This window comes from Endozoicomonas sp. OPT23, from assembly GCF_009653635.1.
Lineage (GTDB): Bacteria > Pseudomonadota > Gammaproteobacteria > Pseudomonadales > Endozoicomonadaceae > Endozoicomonas_A.
Genome location: NZ_PPFD01000007.1, coordinates 312535 through 334032 on the forward strand (window position 1 = coordinate 312535; position 21498 = coordinate 334032).

Here is a 21498-nt window from a genome sequence, read left to right on the forward strand (position 1 = left end):
AATTCTCTGAAATCTCTTAAACCTTCGATTAAAAGAAGGCTTCAAAATCCCCCATGGAAGGATAGTACTTCCTGAAGATTTCGTAGAGAACCATTACCCAATCCTGCTCAAAAAGCGGGCAACCCGTTTTCCGTTGCGGCAACTATACCAACTCCCACGGGGGTTTCAACTATCCCAAAGGACAACAGCGAAGCATCAAAAATTAACATCTTAAGTCGCCTACAGGCCTAGATAGCACAGGGTTAACAAGATTTTCACAAAAGTAACACCAGACACCGGTTTTCTATCAACAGGGAACAAAAAAACCGCCTGAGAGGCGGTTTTTTATACAACGACTGACGATCAGTGCGTATCCAGCTCCGGCATGGACTTCACCAGATCATCCAGAGCCTTGACCTGAGTCAAGAATCCTTCCAGCTGAGACAGACGCAGCGCAGAAGGTCCGTCGCAACGGGCAGTATCCGGATCAGGATGCGCTTCGATAAACAGACCAGCCAGACGCGTAGACATACCCGCCAGAGACAGTTCGGTCACCTGATGACGACGACCACCGGAGGCTGCCCCCATTGGATCACGACACTGCAGTGCGTGAGTGGCATCAAAGATTACCGGCGCATTACCACTGACTTCTTTCATGGTACGGAAACCGAGCATATCAACGACCAGGTTATCGTAACCAAAGTTGGCGCCACGTTCGCAGAGAATAATTTTCTCGTTGCCCGCTTCAGCAAACTTGTCAACGATGTTACCCATCTGACCCGGGCTCAGAAACTGAGGCTTCTTAACGTTGATCACAGCACCGGTTTCAGCCATAGCTACCACCAGATTGGTCTGGCGAGCCAGGAACGCAGGCAGCTGAATAACATCAACCACTTCAGCAACCGGCTGGCACTGCTCTTCAGTATGAACGTCGGTAATGATCGGCATACCGAAAGTGTCTTTCAATTCCTGGAAGATCTTCAGGCCTTCTTCCATACCCGGACCTCGGTAGGAGTGCACGGAAGAGCGGTTGGCTTTATCAAAAGACGCTTTGAATACGTAAGGGATACCCAGTTTTTCAGTGACCTGAACGTATTTCTCGGCAATGGTCATGGCCAGGTCGCGAGACTCCAGCACATTCATTCCACCAAAGAGTACAAAGGGTTTATCGTTGGCAACGTCGAGAGCACCAACTTTTACAACTTTCTGCACAGACATATTTGTTCCAATAGCTGTATCAAAAACTACCCCGGCCAAAGAGCCGGGGTATTAAAGAAAGCGTGTTGCAGAACTGTTAGAGGAGCAGCCTGCAACGGGTAGGGCTAAAACTTAACCCTGCTGGTCGTTATAGGCCAGAGCTGCCTCAATGTATGAGGTAAACAGCGGATGACCATCACGAGGGGTAGAGGTGAATTCCGGATGGAACTGGCAAGCCACGAACCACGGATGATTAGGAAACTCTACCATCTCAACCAGGCTGTTATCACCGGAACGACCGGAAATAGTTAGACCACTCTTTTCCAGCTGCCCCAGATAGTTATTGTTCACTTCATAGCGATGACGATGACGCTCAACAACAACATCTGAACCATAAGCTGCATGAGATTTTGTGCCAGCCGTCAGGTTACATGGCTGCGCACCCAGACGCATGGTGCCACCCAGGTCGGAACTTTCTGTACGCTTTTCAACCGCACCGTCAGCAGATAGCCATTCGGTAATCAGACCGATAACCGGATGCTCGGAACCCTGATCAAATTCAGAGCTGTTGGCACCGGAAAGACCTGTAACGTTACGAGCGTACTCGATAACAGCGACCTGCATACCGAGACAGATACCCAGATAAGGAATCTTGTTTTCACGGGCGTAACGAACCGCTTCAATCTTGCCTTCCACACCACGATGGCCAAAGCCACCCGGTACCAGAATAGCGCTGACACCTTCGAGACGGCTCAGACCTTCTTGCTCCAGCAGTTCGGAATCAACGTAACGAATCTTGACCTTGGTACGGGTCTTCAGGCCGGCATGGCGAACTGCTTCAATCAGGGACTTGTAGGCGTCCAGCAGTTCCATGTATTTGCCGACCATGGCAATGGTGATTTCCTGCTCAGGCTTGGTGTCACGCTCAACCACGTCAGCCCATTCGGACAGATCTGCAGCCGGAGAGTCCAGATTGAATTTCTCAACAACGATCTGATCCAGGCACTGGTCGTGCAGCATCTGAGGGATACGGTAAATAGTGTCCGCATCTTCCAGAGAGATAACCGCACGCTCTTCCACGTTCGTGAACAGGGAAATCTTGCGACGGGCAGTCGCATCAATAAACTGCTCACTGCGACAAATCAGAATGTCTGGCTGAAGGCCGATGGAGCGCAGCTCTTTAACAGAGTGCTGTGTCGGCTTGGTTTTGGTCTCACCAGCGGTCTTGATGTAAGGCACCAGTGTCAGGTGCATCAGCAACGCTCGATGAGAACCCAGTTCCATTTTTAGCTGACGAATCGCTTCAAGGAATGGCTGGGATTCGATATCACCGACCGTACCACCGACTTCAACCATGGCGATGTCAGCATCACCAGCACCCTGAATGACACGGCGCTTGATCTCGTCAGTAATATGAGGAATAACCTGAACGGTACCGCCCAGATAGTCACCACGACGCTCCTTACGAAGAACGTCCTGATAAACACGACCGGAAGTAAAGTTGTTGCCCTGTTTCATGGTGGTACGAACGAAACGTTCGTAGTGGCCAAGATCCAGATCGGTTTCGGCACCATCTTCGGTTACAAAGACTTCACCGTGCTGAAACGGACTCATGGTGCCCGGATCAACGTTGATGTATGGATCCAGCTTGAGCATGGTGACCTTGAGACCGCGGGCCTCAAGAATAGCTGCCAGGGAAGCGGATGCAATGCCTTTGCCCAACGAGGAAACAACACCGCCCGTGACAAATATATAGCGCGTCATTAGTATCTGCTGACTCTTTAGTGGGGGATGAAAAATTGAATACACAAGATGGGAGATCAGGATACCAAAACAGTTAGCAAACGTAAAACAGAAGTTTGCCTGACAAGGCTTTTTTAAGGGTTAAATCAGGCAAAAATCTTCAGAAATCCTCGATATAAAAACCTCTAAAGACACGCGATCAGGACATCAAAACCGCGGTTTGCAAAGACATAAGCTACTCAATAAAAGGCTTGATTCGCTCCTGAGTGTCGGGATGGCTGGACAAAAACTCTGGCCCGCCAGCTTTACCTTCATGACTCGTCATCATCAGGGTCATAATATCGGCAAAATGTTTAGGCGGCAGACCATTGCTTTTCATGTAAGTCAAAGCGTATTGATCCGCTTCTGTTTCCATGCTTCGGGAGTAACTGCTCTCCAGCAGAATGCCGGGTAACAGGGCAACCAGATTTGCAGTAGAAACAACGTCCCCCGTCACCAGAATCATAATGATTGAGAGACCCGTAGTCTGCAGCACTCTCCGCAAACTATGGCGATGAATAACATGACCTATTTCATGAGCCAGCACCGACTGCACCTGCTGATCATTTTCTGCCAGCGCAATAAAATCATCCGTCACCACAACCGTGCCGTCAGGCAAGGCAAAGGCATTGGCACCAATTTGCTCACTGCTACGAAACAGCAATCGAAACGGGTAATCGGCATCAGCATTTACAGCCATGGCATCAAACAGCTTGGTTAACCTTTGCTGATCGGACTCGGAGAGTTCAGAATGCTGGAAATAAAGCTCATCCATCACCTCCATCGTTCCCTGCCCTACCGAAGTGGCCACTGAATCAGGAAGGTTCAATGCCAATTTCTGCGCAGAATAAGGCAAGACTACGGTCAGTAGTAACCAGAGCACACCCAGGCAACCAGCAGCAGCCAGAAAGACCGTTCGATAACTGGATTCCAACCGGTGAACAAACCCGTTATTGCGACTCTTCTGATGCTGCCTCAATAATAGATCAACACCATCATTGTCGTTTGTTTCCAGCAGACCACCATCCGCAAATCGAATCGCTCTGGCCGAACTGCCTATTCTCGGTGATATCTGCAGCTGATCAAAGTGTCCGGCCGGGTATCGACTGACACCCTGCTCTGACTGCAAAGTAATAGTGCCATGATCATCACTGTCCATGATCATGGCTTGAGCCTCACTGGAGCCCTGAGCGTAATAGAGCCCCCTGACAGCCATCAGATACCCACTGCCACATCAAACACATCACCCACTTCTTCGGCAATGGATGACTGTTCTCGCTGAGCCTGATCAGTAAACTGACTCAAGGATTCATCGGCATGCATGGTCAGGCACTCTGCCTTGTAACGGGCCATTCTAATCATTACCCATGGTGTAGCCAGGCCAAGAGAACAAAGAACTGCCATCAGGTTAGTGATGTAGAGAAACAGCATACGTCCGGTTTTCAGATTGCTTTCAAACCCGTAAGAAGCCAGCAGGCTCTGGTTATAGATCAGGTTACTGGTGCAGGTCATTACATAAGTTCCTGCCAGAAGATAAGCAATAATCATCAGGGGAGCGCTGAATAATGGATTAGGCAGAAAGCCGGAAACAGCGCCGGCAACAATGCCAGCAATGATCATCAAACCCAGGGCTTTCAAATAGATTTTATAAAAGTCACCCGTTGTAAATTCAGGTTCAAAGCGTTTACCACCAAAGCTGTAATGACTGACCAAAAATTCTTTCTGCTTCTTTACAACCCAGGGCAATGCAAAACCGAGTGACAACATAATCAACATGGGTAACAGAATAAAGTGAACGAAAACGCCCCCGTAACTGCCATCAAACTGAAAACGGACATTTCTCCAGGCCGACATCCGGGCATTAAACGCCAGTCCACGGGCAACAATCCAGGGCACAACCGGAATAGCCAGCAAACTGAGAGCAGCACCTGCTATCGGGTTGTACTGACTGATCAAGGTGTAAGCGGCCAGCAATGCAATACCAATCAAACGACCCTGCAAAATAGCCAGAGGGCTGGCAAGGTAACTAAAGCTGGATCCCGCTACCCGGGTTGAACCATAAAAATACTGACGGGTTCTGACCTTGGCCCAGGCCGAATAAATCCCCAGCGTCACTATGGTCAGGAGAACATTAACGATCCAGATACGGAAGAACTCGCCTGCTTTTCCGGAGAATTCAAAATCATGGGAGACCGGCTGATCAGTCCCTGACATAAGCCCTGTATTCATCTTTTATTATTAATCCGAATTATGTACTACGATGGGCTACTATATTGTCATCCATAACAGAAGTATGTAAGAGATATCTCAGACAGTTCAGGGAAATAAGCTTTTAATATTAAAAGTGTGAAGTGATTTTCTTAGAGGGTATACAAGAAGTTAGAAAGAACTACTCTACGTGCGACCAGGTCACATGAGCAGCGATTTGCTCTGGTTCACTCAGCTCATCACAATGCCATAGGCCGGCAGCAGCAACCATCCTGCCATCAACAAAAAGAAAGGGAATCCTGTTTCGCATCCAGGGTGGTACTTTGTAGTCCTGCAACCAGCGTTTAACAGTCTTACTGCCTTTTCTTCCAGCAACTCTCACCTTCAAACCATCAGGAAGATGCTCTCGATACTTGACTGTAACCTGAAGGTCAGAAATTTCAGCCAGCTCACTGCTATTCATGACCAGAAAGCTACCATCAGCAAGCTTCAGCTCGGAGTCAGTCAGAGGATTCCAGATCAACTCATGGCAGAGTGAGCTAACAGAAGATGCTTTCAGCAATACCAGATAGTTGCCACTTCGGCGAACTTCAACGCTTGATAGCTTGATGCAAGGTTCTGCATCTTGTTTGGCTTCGGCTATTTCAGAAACAATTATCTCCAGATGCTGGCGGTCAGGCATCGGGCACTCGTATTTGCCCAACCAGAATCTGAGTACTCTGTTAACAACAGGCCGAGACAAGCTCAGCAGTTTATCGACAACAAGTAGCTCTCTTGGCCCCCAGACAACACCAGGAGGAGCAACGGAAACATTCTGATATTCCGTTTCTGCCAGGTCAGCCAGTAAACCACTGACCTCGAAGAGTTCTTCCGAGAGCGCAGACAAACGACCGCTAACACCCGGCCACTGCCGTTCAATTTCCGGAATCAAACCATGCCGGAGATAGTTACGTCTAAACGTTTGATCCGTATTGGAATCATCTTCAATATTCGAAAGACTGTTTTCCTGAGCATAAGCCTCAATCTGCTGCCGGGAGCAAGACAACAGTGGTCTCAGCAAAGCGCCCTGCCCCAGTGATCTTGAAACAGGAATACCGGCAAGGCCATCAACACCACTGCCACGGAACAGCCGAAACAGCAGGGTTTCTGCCTGATCGTCTTGATGATGCCCCATCAGCAGGCAGCCACCTTCCGGCAGCAACTCTTCAAAGACCTGATAACGCTGATTGCGCGCCTGTAATTCAATGTCTGATGAGCCTTCAATCAAGATTTTCCTGACAATAAAAGGCACAGAGAGTTGTTTACATACGGATTTGCAATGATCAGACCAGTCTTCAGCGTGTTGACTGAGACCGTGATCAATATGCACGGCCAACAAGTCTTTTAGAAGGTTTCTATCTCGAAGGGAAACAAGCAGATGAAGGAGAACAGTAGAATCGACTCCGCCACTGAAAGCCACCAGCAGTGGCTTGTCAGCATGGGGAGCGAGAGAAGGCAGAATGCTGTCGGGAGACAAGCTGCTTGTAGAAAAAGCGTCTGCCATCAATAAGCTCTTTTATCAGTTATACATTGTCGCAAATGATCAGAAGGAACCGTAATCACGAATACGCTTGTAGCGATTAGCCACCAGAGTATCGGCATCGATACCTTCCAGCTTCTGCATCTCTTCTTCCAGAGCAACACCCAGGTTCTTCGCTACTTCTTCGTGGTTGCTGTGCGCACCACCCAGCGGCTCATCAATCAAACGATCGACTAGACCTAACTCTTTCAGACGGGAAGCAGTTACACCCATTGCCTCAGCAGCAGTAGAAGCGTATTCAGATTTCTTCCAGAGAATGGATGCACAGCCTTCCGGAGAAATAACCGAGTAGATAGAGTTTTTCATCATCAGCAACTGATCACAAACACCAATCGCCAGCGCACCACCGGAACCACCTTCACCGATAACGGTAGAAATTACCGGCACCTTCAGACGGGACATAACCGCCAAGTTGTAGGCGATGGCTTCACTCTGACCGCGCTCTTCCGCACCGATACCCGGATAAGCGCCCGGTGTATCAATGAAGGTCATGATCGGCATATTGAATCGCTCAGCCGTTTCCATTAAACGACAGGCCTTACGATAGCCCTCAGGCTTGGGCATACCAAAATTACGGCGAACCTTTTCCTTGATTTCACGGCCCTTCTGATGACCAATGACCATTACCGGACGGCCATTGAAACGCGCCATACCACCGACAAGGGAAGGATCATCAGCAAAGTGACGGTCACCGTGCATCTCATCGAAATCGGTAAACAGATGCTTAACGTAGTCCAGCGTATAAGGACGACGCGGGTGACGAGACAACTGCGCTACCTGCCAGGAAGAAAGATCAGAAAAGATCTCTTCTGTTTTGCTCTGACACTTGGCCTGAAGACGGGCAATCTCGTCAGTAATATTCAGTTCTGCATCGCTGCTGACCAGGCGCAGCTCTTCAATCTTGGCTTCCAGCTCTGCAATCGGCTGTTCAAAATCCAGATAGTTCGGGTTCATAGAGTCCACTTCATAAAATTCTGCATCAGCAATGCGATGTATTCGTGCTGGGCAAAGCTCTTTTTTATAAAAGGCTCTGCCTGAAAGAGCATGGGCTGGCCTGATTACTGGCCGGCCAGTCACTCATACTCATTCGATTAAGACAATAGACAAGAAAAATACGTAAAAGCGCAGGACATGTCGAGTTAAAAAGCGTAAGCGTCCGTTACCAAAACCATCGAACGCCTACTAACCTGACAATTTATTGATATTCGACACGGGCTGATTGCTTACCCAGCCACTTACGAAGCGTTGTTACCAATTCATCACTAGGACTAACGCTCCACTGCTCACCCAGCTGAATACTGGCAGCCGCATCATCACGGGTATAGTTAATCTGTACTGGCAACTTGCCCGGATGCTGCTGTAGCAACCCAGTTAGCTGGTTGGTAAAATCACGCTGTACCTGCTCGGATGACAATTCCACCAGTACTTTTCGAGCGTAAAAGCTACGGGCATCAATCAGACTCATGGCTCGCTTGGCACGGACTTTTAAACTGCCGGAATAATCATCGTGACTGACCTCTCCTTCGATCACGATCACCGTATCCATCTTGATCAGATCCTGACACTGCTCATAAGTATCCGCAAACAGTGACACTTCGATCCGACCAGTACGATCGTCCATTGTTACAAAGCACATCTTGTCGCCACGCTTATTTTTCATAATGCGCATAGCAACGACAAGCCCGGCAATATTCTGAGTTTCACCACGGGCAGGCTGCAGGTCACGAATCCGGTTTCGAATAAAGTGTTTTATTTCACTTTCGTACTCATCAATCGGATGACCTGTCAGGTACAAGCCCAAAGTATCTTTCTCGCCGACCAGCCTTTGTTTATCAGCCCATTCTACAACGGACTGATACTTGTCATAGACCTTTTCTTCACCCGCTGGCACCAATGCGCCAAACAGGTCACTGTGGCCGGAATCCTGACTCTTGGCCGCCTGATCTGCCGCTTTAATAGCTTCTGGCTGACTGGCTTCAAGAACGGCACGATTGAAATTAAGGGTTTTCCTGGGACCAGGCACAGGCCCCAGTAAATCAACAGCACCGGAACGAATCAGCGCTTCCAGCACTCGCTTGTTAATACTTTTGGGGTCAACCCGTTCACAAAAATCAAACAGATCCTTGAACGGGCCACCGGATTGACGCGCCTGAACAATGGCTTCGATCGGACCTTCACCTACGCCCTTAATAGCACCAAGGCCGTAAACAATATGACCGTCGTCGTTAACACCGAACATGTAATCGCCACTGTTAACATTGGGCGGCAACACCGTCAGCTCCATCTCGCGACACTCTTCGATAAAGGTCACGACCTTATCAGTGTTCTGCATATCAGAACTCATTACCGCCGCCATAAATTCAGCCGGATAATGAGCTTTCAGCCACAGGGTCTGATAGGAAACCAGTGCATAGGCAGCCGAGTGGGATTTGTTAAAACCATAACCGGCGAATTTTTCCACCAGGTCAAAGATCTTCATGGCCAGCTCGCCATCAACACCTTTGCTTTTTGCGCCATCCTCAAAGATAGAACGCTGCTTGGCCATCTCTTCGGGCTTTTTCTTACCCATGGCTCGTCGCAACATGTCCGCCCCACCCAGGGTATAACCGGCCAGCTCCTGGGCGATCTGCATTACCTGCTCCTGATAGAGGATAATGCCGTAGGTGGGCTGAAGAATCGGCTGCAGCCATTCGTGCTGGTACTGGGCATCGGGGTAGGACAACTCTTCTCGACCGTGTTTACGGTTGATAAAGTTGTCCACCATGCCGGACTGCAAGGGTCCCGGACGGAACAAAGCCACCAGTGCGATAATATCTTCAAAACAGTCAGGCTGAAGACGCTTCACCAGGTCTTTCATACCTCGGGATTCAAGCTGGAAGACGGCTGTCGTCTCCGCCCGCTTCAGCATATCGAATGAGTGTTTATCTTCCAGCTCGATGTCCATAATATCGAGTACACTTTCGCCCCGCTGCTGACGACGGGGGTTGATCATCTTCAACGCCCAGTCGATGATGGTCAGGGTTCGCAGGCCAAGAAAGTCGAATTTAACCAGACCCGCTGATTCGACATCGTTCTTGTCGTACTGGGTAACAATGCCTTCGCCCGCTTCATCACAATAGAGCGGTGCAAAGTCAGTCAGTTTGGTCGGCGAGATAACTACACCACCAGCGTGCTTACCGACGTTACGAGTACAGCCCTCAAGCTTGAGCGCCATCTCCCAGATTTCCCGGCCGTCTTCATCATTATCCAGAAACTCCCGAATCATTGACTCCTGCTCATGAGCCTTGGTCAGAGTCATGCCGATTTCGAAAGGAATCATTTTGGAAAGACGATCAGCCAGACCATAGGATTTACCCTGCACCCGAGCAACATCTCGCACTACCGCTTTAGCAGCCATGGTACCGAAGGTAATAATCTGGGAGACCGCATCACGGCCGTAAGTCCGAGCAACATAGTCGATTACTTTATCCCGACCCTCCATACAAAAGTCGACGTCAAAGTCGGGCATGGAAACACGTTCAGGGTTCAGGAATCGCTCGAACAGCAAGTCGTACTCGATGGGGTCAAGGTCGGTAATCTTCTGGGCATAAGCCACCAGAGAACCTGCACCGGAACCACGACCCGGTCCTACCGGAATACCGTTACTCTTGGACCACTGAATAAAGTCCATTACGATCAGGAAGTAACCGGGGAAGCCCATCTGCAAAATGATATTGAGTTCGAAATCGAGACGGTCACGGTACTCCTTCTCTCTTTCGGCATAGTTCGGATCATCGGGTTTGAGAATCGTCTGGAGACGTTCAGTCAAACCATCATGGGAGAACTTTCGAAAGAACTCATCCATAGTCATACCGTCCGGCACCGGAAACTCCGGCAGGAAGTATTCACCCAGATGAACATAAACAGAACAGCGGCGGGAAATCTCGACAGAGTTTTCCAGCGCTTCAGGAATATCCGAGAAGAGCTCAAACATCTCTTCTTCGGTCTTCAGGTATTGCTCTTCACTGTAGCGTTTATTACGACGGGGGTCGTCAAGCGTCACACTCTCACCGATACAAACTCTGGCTTCATGGGCTTCAAAGTCTTCACGGTGCAGGAACATAACATCGTTGGTGGCAACAACCGGGCAGTTAAACTTCTGCGCCAGCTCTACAGAGCCATGTAAACACTCTTCATCACCGGCTCTGGAGGTACGATGCAGCTCCAGATAGTAACGACCGGAAAAAGCTTCCATCCACTCTGTTAATAGCTGTTCAGCTTGCTCGCCGTTACCACTGAGAATCGCCTGCCCCACATCGCCGTCTTTGGCCCCTGAAAGCGCAATCAGACCTTCGGATTTTTCACGAATCCATTCCCGCTTAACGATGGCTTTACCATGAACCTGATTCTCCAGAAATGACCGGGATATCAGCTCGGTCAGGTTTCTATAACCTTTCTCGGTCATAGAAAGCAGAACCATCTTGACTGGCTCCTGCCCCTCTTCCGGGTGCGATACCCAGAGGTCAGCACCACTGATCGGTTTGATACCAGCGCCCTGTGCTCCGTTATAAAACTTCACCAGTGAACAGAGGTTGGACTGGTCAGTAACAGCAATGGCAGGAAAGTTCTTTTCAGCTGTTTCTTTTAACAACGGCTTGATGCGAACCAGACCATCGCTCAGGGAAAATTCGGTATGAAGTCTCAGATGTATGAAACGTGCAGGCATGGGGAAGTTATGACCAGTATCAGGAAGTATTCAGTTTAACAGCAGTGATAGAGAGCATACCAGCCCCACTGAATTAAGGCTGGTAGAGCTTTAAGCCTGTTCGGGAAGCAGGTCTCTTACCGGCTTGAACGAGCGGCGGTGAATTGGGGTTACACCCAGTTTTTTCAGTGCTTCCACATGTGCTTTCGTTGGATAGCCTTTATGCCCGGCAATTCCGTAACCAGGATAGAGTTTTTCCATCTCTTCCATCTCACGATCACGGGTCACCTTGGCAAGAATGGAAGCTGCGCTTATTTCCGCAACACGACCATCTCCTTTCACTATCGCTTCTGCACGGCAACTCAGATCTGGGCAACGGTTACCATCAATCAAAGCAAGATCAGGTTTAACCGATAAACCTTCTACCGCTCTGGTCATTGCTAACATAGTGGCGTGAAGAATATTGAGCTCATCAATTTCCTCCACTTCTGCACGACCAATCGACCAGCTCAGCGCTTTTGCCTTGATCTCATCGAACAGGGCATCACGCTTTTTTTCAGACAGCTTCTTGGAATCGTTGAGACCCTCAATAGGCTGTTTTGGATCGAGAATAACAGCGGCCGTTACAACAGCACCGCATAAAGGGCCACGCCCTACTTCATCGACACCACAGACCAGATCACCGACCGGAGCTTCAAACAGATCAAATTCAGACTGTTGCATTGTCGTATTTCCCTACCACCGACATCACCGCCTCATACGCGAGAGCACTGGCATCACGCTTAAGGGTCTGATGAATACCGGTAAATTCTTCAATCAAATGCTCACGCCAACTATCATCAGACAAAGCGGTCATCATGGCATCCGATAAAGTTTCCGGTGTTGCGTCATCCTGCAGCAGCTCGGGCACACAGGGATCGGAAGCCAGAAGGTTGGGCAAGCCAACATGCTCAACTTTGACCAATCTGCTGAGAATGGCAAAACTAAGCGATGCCATCTTGTAACTGATCACCATTGGTCGTTTATGCAGAGCAGCTTCCAGTGTTGCCGTACCGGACGCAATCAGAATCGCGTCAGCTGCAGCCATCATATTGGAAGCTTCGCCCACGGCAACGGTGACTTCAATATCCGGATATTGTTCCAACATAGGCAACAACTGTTGCTTACGTTTATCACTGGCACAAGGAATAACAAACTGAAGATCCGGCTTCTGCTCTTTCAAACGTCTTGCTGTTTCCAGAAACAAAGCACCGAGCCGGGCCACTTCTGCCTTTCGACTACCAGGCAGCAGAGCAACAACAGGCTTATCAACAGCAATGCCAAGCGCTTTTCTGGCGACCAACGCATCGGGACTCATCGTGACCTGATCAGCCAGTGGATGACCTACAAAGGTCACCGGAACGCCATGCCCCTGATAATACTCCGCCTCAAAAGGCAGCAGTGCCAACATATGGTCGACAGAGCGACGAATTTTCTTCAACCGACCTTCACGCCATGCCCAGACTTGAGGACTGACATAATGAACCGTTGGAATCTGCGCAGACTTCAACATACGTTCAAGCGGAAGATTAAAATCCGGTGCATCAATACCAATAAACACATCGGGCTTGTCAGTGATAAAGGTTTCACGAAGCTGTTTACGAATACCCAGAAGCTCTTTCAAACGCCCCAGCACTTCGACCAGACCCATCACAGAGAGCCGCTCCATAGGAAACAGGCTCTCAAAACCTTCAGCGATCATCATTGGACCACCGATGCCATAACAGCGGGCACCCGGATGGTGTCGTTTGATTTCTTTGATCAGGGCCGCCCCTAGCAGGTCACCGGAGGCTTCTCCGGCAACCAGGGCAAAAGACAGAGACTTGCTCATCAACGGGCGATTCCACGAGTTGATGCTTTCAGGGAGTCGATCAGTAGTTGCAGCTCTGGACCTTCCTCCATGGACTCAAGACGATCAATGGCTTCAGCGGTCTTCAGACCCTGACGGTAAATAGTCTTGTAACAGTTACGCAGATTTCTGATCAGCTCTTTACTGTAACCACGACGGCGCATACCTTCAAAGTTCATACCATGTGGTTCTGCCGGGTTACCGCTGACCATAACAAAAGCAGGCACATCCTTGAAAATAGCCGTATGAGCCGCACTCATACTGTAGGAACCAATCACACAGAACTGGTGCACGGTGGTAAAACCACCCAGAATCACACCATCACCTACTTTTACATGGCCAGCTAGCGTCGCATTGTTAGCAAGAATATTGTTGCTGCCAATCATACAGTCATGAGCAACATGCACATAAGCCATCAACAAATTGCTGCTGCCGATGCGCGTCAGGCTGTTATCCTGAATGGTGCCACGATGAATTGTGCACCCTTCACGAATCACATTATTATCACCAATTTCCAGTACCGTCGGCTCGCCATGGAACTTTAAGTCCTGGCACTCTTCACCAACACTGGCAAACTGAAAAATACGATTGTTCCGGCCTATCCTGGTTGGCCCCTGAATCACAACGTGACCTTTTATCTCGGTCCCGGATTCAATTACTACGTCAGCACCGATAATGGTGTATGGACCGACCTTGACGTCCGCAGCCAGCTGGGCTTGCGGATCAATAACAGCGGTAGGATGGATTAAATCATCAGTTACCGCGGTTGAGTCTTGGCTGGAACGGGAATCAATCAAGACTAAAGTTCCTTTCTTGCACAGGTTATTACAGCAGAGCAAGCCATCTTACCATCAACCCGACCCTCGCAGGAGAACCGCCAGATATTTCTTTTCATAGTGAGAAACTGCGCTGAAAGCACCACCTGATCACCTGGGACGACAGGACGGCGAAAACGTACTTTATCTGCTGCCGCAAAATAGTAGATGGTATTATCTAGCTGTTCGCGGGATTTCATTTGAAAACCAAGAATGCCGGCGGCTTGAGCCATAGCTTCAACCAGTAAAACACCCGGCATTATGGGGTGATCGGGAAAGTGCCCGGTAAACTGGGGCTCATTCACGGAGATATTCTTTACACACTCAATGGTGTTATTCTCAAGATCCACTGATAGCACCTTATCCACCAGTAAAAACGGATAGCGGTGGGGAAGAATTTCCTTTATTTCTTCAATGGTGACCATGAATTTGGTACTCACTCAGTTGGGTTGAGAACAATTTCGACTTCAACATGACATCCTTGACCGAAGCCTGTGACAAAAAAGGACTGGAAAACCAGCCCTATTCGTTAACATTAAAAAGCTCATGGCTGAGACTCAAAAAGAGCTGACAGGTTCAACATCCCCGCTTACTCATTTCGAGCCCGACAATAGCAAAATCTCTTTAGTTGCCCTGCTTCTTTTCTAACTGTCTGATTTTTCTGGACATATCATCCAGCTTACGGAAACGAACAGCATTCTTACGCCACTCACCCGCATCCATTAAACCTGTACCGGAAGCATAAGCACCGGGCTGGCTAATGGATTTGGTGACCATCGCCATGCCACCCAGATGAACACCATCACAAATCGTCAGATGCCCTGCCAGACCCGCAGCACCCGCAATAGTGCAGTTAGCACCGATCCGGGTACTGCCGGAAATCCCGACATTTGCAGCGATAGCGGTATTCCGACCGATCACAACATTGTGGGCGATCTGAATCAGGTTATCGAGGCGGGCACCGTCATGAATAACCGTGTCACCGAGAGCGCCACGGTCAATACAGGTGCAGGAGCCGATTTCCACATCATTACCAATGATCACACCACCAATCTGGGCGATCTTATGCCAACGTCCTTCCGCATGAGCATTACCAAAGCCGTCAGCACCAATAATGGCTCCCGGATGAATAATCACCCGTTCACCGATACTGACACCATGACAGACAGTGGCATTGCGACCAATTCGAGTCGCTTTACCAATAATCGTGTCATGACCAATAACAGCACCGGCATCAATACGGACATGTTCAGAAAGCTGAACGCCTGCTTCAATGACAACGTTGGCACCAATAGCAACAGAATCATGAATGACTGCGTCAGAGCTGACCACAGCTGAAGGATGAACACCTGCAGCCGGAGTCTTATCAGTATCAAACAAATGAGACAGTCTGGCATAGCCCAGATATGGGTTATCGAGCACCAGAGCATTGCCTTGCCAGCTTTCTGCCTGAGAAGCCGACATGATAACTGCGGAAGCCCCTGTCGTGTCCAGGTAACGAGCGTAAGCAGGATTTGCCAGAAAGGCGAGTTCACCTGCACTGGCATCCTGAAGAGTGTTCAACCCTTCAATCACCAGAGCACCATCGCCTTTAAGCTCTGCATCAAGCTGTGCAGCCAGATCCGCAAGGGTAAAAGAAAAACACTGCGTCATTACTTACTTCATCTTGTTGATGCGTTCGATAACCTTACGGGTGATATCAAATTCAGGCTTTACAAAACGTGCCGCACCACGCTCCAGAACCAGATCATAGTTCTGCTCTTTAGAAACTTCTTCAATCGCTTTTTCCAGCTTAGGACGCAGTTTGCCCAATTCAGCCTGATCGGAACGACCTTTATCTTCACGCAGCTGACGATCCTGCAATCGCAAGTCTTCAACCTTACGCTTCATTTCCAGCTGACGGGAATCACGCTGAGACTCAGTCAGTGTTGGACCATCTTTCTGAAGCTTCTGTTCCATTGCTTTCAGGTCAGCCTGCAGTGACTGCAGCTGTGTGATGCGCGGAGCGAACAGCTTCTCGGCATCCTGAGCATACTTTTTGGCAGCATCAGACTGCAGAACAGCCATTTCAGAATCAATCACTGCTACTTTTTGAGCCTGAGCCAAAGGAGCCAGGAACATCAGGGCAACAAACGCCAGTCGTAAGGATTTCAAAAGAATTCTCCTGATTTTTGAATTATCCAGTTTAGCCATTTTTATCGCAGAAAATAGGCAGCTATAGCGACAAAATGATTAAGAATGAAGGTCATTATAATGAAAAGATACTTATTCGCATCTTTTTACATTGAAAATACGGCCACCGATTGACCATCGGTAGCCGTATTTTTAGCTCAGAGCTGTCTTACTTAGAAAGGAGCACCCAGAGAAAACTGGAATACTTGTGTTTCATCCTGAGACTTGGCATTCAGCGCTTTCGCAAGACTGAACGTTAATGGTCCCAGCGGCGTAATCCAGGTCAAGCCAATACCCGCACTGTAACGAAGTTCACCAAAATCTGGTTTGTTACAGTCAATAACACCTGCTGCACACTGAGTATCGTAAACATTACCAAAGTCAAAGAAAGCACTGGTTCTCAGAGAACGCTGATCTTTAACAAAAGGCAATGGGAACAGAATTTCTGCAGTTCCCTCAAAGACAAAGTCACCACCAATAGAGTTAAAGTTTGTACCATTTTTCTCTTTAGCTTTAGGGCCTAGAGAGTTGTCTTTAAAGCCACGCACGGAACCAAAACCACCGGAATAGAAATGCTCGAAAAACGGCACATCTTCAGTTTTTCCATAGGTTCCCAAATAACCGACACGCGTCGCAAAACGAGCCGTAAAGTCACTTGTCAATGGCTGGAAATATTGTCCACGATAAACCAGCTTATAGAACGCCAGATCAGAACCCGGGATGGTTACCTGCGCAGAAGCGCTCTGAGAATAACCGCGAGTCGGCAACAGACCTCTATTCAATTCAGATTCAGACCAACCAAGGGTTGTCTTGACGTTAGTAAAGGTCTTTCCTTCCTGGTTCAGATAACTGGTGATGTAATCAGGTGTTGATGTACCTGTGGTGATCTTGGTGTTATCGATACCAACACTGAAGCTGATGGACTCGGTTTCAGACAACGGATAGCCAAAACGAACATCCGCACCGGCGGTATCCGTCGCATAGTTGGAAATATCTGTATCATCGTAGTCATAAGAACGATAAAACAGGCTATAACCACGACTTACGCCATCAACCGTAAAGTAAGGATCAGTGAAACTGAAGTTATAGAGCTGACTCACATCACTCTTGTTCAGACCTACGGTTACTTTGTTACCGGTACCGAGGAAGTTACTCTGACTGATGGATCCACCCAACAGCAAACCATCGGACTGAGAGAAACCAAGACTGGCAGTAATGCTACCGGAAGGCTGCTCTTCAACGGTGTAGTTGACATCAATCTGATCACTGGTACCTGGGACCGGTGGTGTTTCAACGGTCACGTCCTTGAAGTAGCCCAGTCGCTCAAGACGCACCTTGGACTGCTCAATCTTCTGGGTATTAGCAGAAGCGCCTTCCATCTGACGCATTTCACGACGCAGTACTTCATCTTCTGTCTTGGTATTGCCAGAGAAGTTAATTCTGCGAACGTAAGCACGCTTACCTGGGTCAACAAAGAAGGTCAGGGAAACGGTCTTGTTTTCATGATCCGGAGTAGGAATACCGGTTACGTTGGCAAAGGTATAACCAGCATTACCCAGACGACGACTCAGAATTTCCTCTGTTGTCGTAATCACACGACGAGAGAAGATCTGATCTTTTTTAGCGAGAAGCAGAAGCTCGGCTTCTTCTTCCGGAATGATAATATTACCGGACAACTTAACGTCGTTGATTGTGTACTTATCACCCTCATCAACGTTGACGGTGATATAAACGCTCTGCTTGTCAGGACTAATAGATACCTGCGTAGAACGAATATTGAAATTGATATAGCCACGATCAAGATAGTAGGAACGCAGCCTTTCAAGGTCGCCGGACAGTTTTTCACGGGAATATTTGTCGCTGGAACCAAAGAGACTGAACCAGCCAGACTTCTTCAACTCAAACAGATCAATAACATCTTCCTGAGGAAAGACGGTGTTACCAACAACATTGATGTGCTGAATGGTAGCAACCTTGCCTTCCTTGACATTAATGGTCAGCTTGACCCGGTTACGGGGCTGAGCTTCAACATCAGCGGTAATACTGGCACCGTAACGACCCTGTGAAACGTACTGACGCTCCAGCTCAAGTCGAATCGCTTCCAGAGTCGCCTGCTGGAAAATCTCACCTTCAGACAGACCGGATTGCCCCAGACCTTTTTTCAGGTCTTCGGACTTAATGGCCTTATTACCTTTAATAACAATCTCACTGATGGAAGGCCTTTCCACCACTGAAACGATCAGAACATCACCGTCCTGACCCATTTGAATATCTTTAAAATAGCCCGTTCTGAACAGGGCTTTGGCGGCGTTGGACACCTGCACGGATTCAACATCATCTCCGACTTCGATAGGTAATGAATTGAATACCGTTCCGGCTGATACCCTTTGCAGGCCATCAATCCGGATATCAGACACAACAAATGCGTTAGCGCCTGATGCATAGGCCATCGAGCCAATCAGCAGAGACAACAGTGATCGCTTCATGGAATCCGTTCTTTGTCCGTGGTTGTTTTTAACTCTGGTTGCTTGCATCAAAACAGTCGACTCAGATCATTATAAAGAGCCAGTATCATTACACTCACTACCAGCGTCACCCCAATTTTCAGCCCAATCATCTGAGCCTTTTCCGACACAGGTTTGCCTCTTACCCACTCGATCAGATAGAACAACAGATGCCCACCATCAAGTACAGGTATGGGTAACAGGTTCAAAACCCCGAGACTGACACTCAACATAGCCAGAAAATAGAGAAAATTCTCAAGTCCCGATTCTAAGGACGCGCCAGCCACTTTAGCAATGGTTATAGGTCCGCTCAAGTTTTTCACTGAAACCAGACCCGCAACCATTTTCCATAACGACTCCAGCGTCATGCCGGTAAGAGCTGCTGTAGTCTTTGTGGCCTGGTAAACAGCGGAAGCTGGATTATATTGAATGGTTCTGACTAGGTCTTCCGGCCAGCCTATAGACTGAACGCCTGCGCCAATATAACCAACCGTCTGCCCGCCTACGTCTTTTGTACCGGGCGTCAGTTGCAGATCAATCCGACTACCATCTCGCTCTACCGTAACAGAAAGTCGCTGCCCGGCACTGACTCGAATCAGTTTCACCCAGGCCAGCCAGTCTTCGACGATCTGACCTTTCATGGCAACAACTTTATCACCTACCTGCAAGCCTGCTTTCTCAGCCGCACCGGACGGTGCAACCTGACCAATAACCGCAGGAATAGAAGGCGAGTAAGGAACAATACCCAAAGATTTAATAGGATCTATGGACTCCTGGCCGACCAACCAGTTCTCAATTCTAACCGGGCGCACATATTCGCTACCTGCAGGCTTCTGCCCCAGCACACCCTCTCTGACGACGAAATCCAGGGAGCGGTTTTCGCCAATATACGACAACAGCTCCATATTAACCTGTTGCCAATTCAGTGTTTCTTCACTGGAAATTGCCAGAATTTCATCACCAGGCTGAAGGCCTGCGATTGCAGCAGGACTTTCAGGCACGACCTCACCAACCTGCGGCAATACCGTTTTGACACCAATGACATACATCAGCCAGAGCGCAGCAATCGCAAGAAGGAAGTTAGCAATGGGACCTGCAGCAACCACCGCAATACGAGACAAAACCGGTTTGCTGTTAAAGGAGAGGTGTTTTTGATCATCAGATACCGGCGCTTCACGTTCGTCCAGCATTTTGACATAACCGCCCAGAGGAATGGCAGCCACAACAAACTCAGTACCATGGCGATCCGTTTTTCGCCAGAGCGGGGTACCAAAACCCACGGAGAATCTGAGTACTTTTATGCCACAACGTCGTGCAACCCAGAAATGTCCAAACTCGTGAATACTGACCAGAATACCGAGAGTAATTACAAAGGCCAGTATGGTCTGCAGGCTTCCAAGAATCATCTTGAGATTAATTTCCTTCCGCTGCGATCAGGCGCTGGTTTGCTGGAAACCAGCCTACAGACCTGATCACACTCATCTGTTATTGGTATTACAGTCAGGCACTTCGCTGCCAGCGATCAATCTCGTTTTGAGCTTGAACTCTGGCCCTGCGATCTGCATCCAGTACCTGCTCAACATCTCCGGCACCATTGATTTGCAATGTTTGCAGAGTAGCATCGATCACGTCAGGAATGCGATCAAATCTCAGACTTTTGTTTAAAAACGCCTCGACTGCCTGCTCGTTCGCCGCATTCAACATCGCCGCAGCTGTACCCCCTGTTTCGGCCGCATCCTGCGCCAGCTTCAGACAACGGAAACGATCCATGCACGGCTTTTGAAAATCAAGTCGCCCCACATCTGCCAGGGACAAAGGCGCCACACCGGAATGAATACGCTCGGGCCATGCCAGAGCATGGGCAATAGGTGTACGCATATCAGGGTTACCCATCTGCGCCAGTACCGAACCATCGTTGTAGTCGACCAGAGAGTGGATAATACTCTGCGGGTGAATCACCACTTCCACCTGAGACGGCTTGGCACCAAACAACCAACAGGCTTCAATAAATTCCAGCCCCTTGTTCATCATGGTGGCAGAATCGACAGAAATTTTGCGCCCCATACTCCAGTTGGGATGAGCACAAGCCTGCTCAGGCGTTACTGAGGCAAAGGTATCTACCGGAGCCTCACGAAAAGGGCCACCGGATGCCGTCAATAAGATTCTGCGCACACCAACCTGGGCAAGACCATTCTGATAACCATGGGGCATGCACTGAAAAATAGCATTATGTTCACTATCGATCGGCAACAACTGAGCACCAGACTCTTTGACAGAATCCATAAAGAGAGCACCGGTCATAACCAGCGCTTCTTTATTAGCCAGCAGAACCTTCTTACCCGCCTTCACTGCAGCCAGCGTCGGCAACAGGCCCGCCGCACCAACAATAGCAGCCATAACAACATCAATGTCGGAGTCAGCAGCTACCTGAGCAACAGCCTGACTACCGGAAAGCACTTCTGTAGCCAAACCCTCAGACTTAACTGACAGCCTGAGCTGCTCAGCCGCTTTCGGATCAGCCATAACGGCATAATCAGGTTTAAACTGTTTAACCTGCTCAAGCATTCGCTCGTGATTACGCCCCGCTGCCAGTGACCGGACACGATAACGCTCACTGTTTCGAGCTATGACATCAAGAGTACTCAGACCGATGGAACCTGTAGATCCCAGTACGCACACCTGCTGCATGT

At 48.9% G+C, this 21498-nt stretch carries 16 protein-coding genes; all 16 read right to left on the minus strand.

From position 1 onward, the window contains the following. Window positions 1–342: 342 nt before the first annotated feature. The 16 genes from kdsA to ispC all read right to left on the minus strand — a co-directional run bounded on the left by kdsA (window position 343) and on the right by ispC (window position 21496). Entirely contained in the window at window positions 343–1197 is an 855-nt protein-coding gene (gene kdsA / locus EOPP23_RS18270) for a 3-deoxy-8-phosphooctulonate synthase (protein WP_153767434.1), read from the minus strand. Window positions 1198–1308: 111 nt separating this feature from the next. Continuing rightward, complete coding sequence (locus EOPP23_RS18275) at window positions 1309–2940, minus strand: CTP synthase (RefSeq protein ID WP_153767435.1); 1632 nt, start codon at window positions 2938–2940, stop codon at window positions 1309–1311. A gap of 214 nt (window positions 2941–3154) precedes the next feature. Then, window positions 3155–4174, minus strand: a complete 1020-nt coding sequence (locus tag EOPP23_RS18280; RefSeq protein ID WP_153767436.1) for a M48 family metallopeptidase — start codon at window positions 4172–4174, stop codon at window positions 3155–3157. Further along, a complete protein-coding gene (locus tag EOPP23_RS18285) occupies window positions 4174–5187 on the minus strand; it encodes a YjgN family protein (protein ID WP_153767437.1) in 1014 nt (337 codons plus the stop codon). Before EOPP23_RS18285 ends, EOPP23_RS18280 begins: the two co-directional genes overlap by 1 nt. A 160-nt stretch (window positions 5188–5347) precedes the next feature. Further along, window positions 5348–6709 (minus strand): tRNA lysidine(34) synthetase TilS, encoded by a 1362-nt coding sequence (tilS, locus tag EOPP23_RS18290; RefSeq protein ID WP_153767438.1) that lies wholly within the window; start codon window positions 6707–6709, stop codon window positions 5348–5350. A 39-nt stretch (window positions 6710–6748) separates the two neighbouring features. After that, window positions 6749–7699 carry an acetyl-CoA carboxylase carboxyltransferase subunit alpha gene (locus EOPP23_RS18295; RefSeq protein ID WP_153767585.1) on the minus strand — a complete coding sequence of 317 codons (951 nt, stop codon included), beginning with the start codon at window positions 7697–7699 and terminating at the stop codon, window positions 6749–6751. A gap of 241 nt (window positions 7700–7940) precedes the next feature. Then, a complete protein-coding gene (dnaE, locus tag EOPP23_RS18300; RefSeq protein WP_153767439.1) occupies window positions 7941–11450 on the minus strand; it encodes a DNA polymerase III subunit alpha in 3510 nt (1169 codons plus the stop codon). Window positions 11451–11540: 90 nt separating this feature from the next. Beyond that, window positions 11541–12152 (minus strand): ribonuclease HII, encoded by a 612-nt coding sequence (gene rnhB / locus EOPP23_RS18305; RefSeq protein ID WP_153767440.1) that lies wholly within the window; start codon window positions 12150–12152, stop codon window positions 11541–11543. Further along, on the minus strand, window positions 12139–13299 hold the full coding sequence (lpxB, locus tag EOPP23_RS18310) for a lipid-A-disaccharide synthase (protein WP_153767441.1): 1161 nt from the start codon (window positions 13297–13299) through the stop codon (window positions 12139–12141). Before lpxB ends, rnhB begins: the two co-directional genes overlap by 14 nt. Continuing rightward, window positions 13299–14114 (minus strand): acyl-ACP--UDP-N-acetylglucosamine O-acyltransferase, encoded by an 816-nt coding sequence (lpxA, locus tag EOPP23_RS18315; RefSeq protein ID WP_153767442.1) that lies wholly within the window; start codon window positions 14112–14114, stop codon window positions 13299–13301. The genes lpxB and lpxA overlap by 1 nt, the downstream gene beginning before the upstream one ends. Before the next feature lie 2 nt (window positions 14115–14116). Next, window positions 14117–14557 (minus strand): 3-hydroxyacyl-ACP dehydratase FabZ, encoded by a 441-nt coding sequence (gene fabZ, locus EOPP23_RS18320; RefSeq protein ID WP_153767443.1) that lies wholly within the window; start codon window positions 14555–14557, stop codon window positions 14117–14119. 199 nt (window positions 14558–14756) lie between these two features. After that, complete coding sequence (gene lpxD, locus EOPP23_RS18325) at window positions 14757–15785, minus strand: UDP-3-O-(3-hydroxymyristoyl)glucosamine N-acyltransferase (RefSeq protein ID WP_153767444.1); 1029 nt, start codon at window positions 15783–15785, stop codon at window positions 14757–14759. Between the two features lie 3 nt (window positions 15786–15788). Further along, complete coding sequence (locus tag EOPP23_RS18330) at window positions 15789–16286, minus strand: OmpH family outer membrane protein (RefSeq protein WP_194842672.1); 498 nt, start codon at window positions 16284–16286, stop codon at window positions 15789–15791. Between the two features lie 191 nt (window positions 16287–16477). After that, complete coding sequence (gene bamA, locus EOPP23_RS18335) at window positions 16478–18790, minus strand: outer membrane protein assembly factor BamA (protein ID WP_153767446.1); 2313 nt, start codon at window positions 18788–18790, stop codon at window positions 16478–16480. Between the two features lie 47 nt (window positions 18791–18837). Then, entirely contained in the window at window positions 18838–20214 is a 1377-nt protein-coding gene (gene rseP / locus EOPP23_RS18340; RefSeq protein ID WP_153767447.1) for a sigma E protease regulator RseP, read from the minus strand. A 94-nt stretch (window positions 20215–20308) separates the two neighbouring features. Further along, entirely contained in the window at window positions 20309–21496 is a 1188-nt protein-coding gene (gene ispC / locus EOPP23_RS18345) for a 1-deoxy-D-xylulose-5-phosphate reductoisomerase (protein ID WP_153767448.1), read from the minus strand. Window positions 21497–21498: the final 2 nt, after the last annotated feature.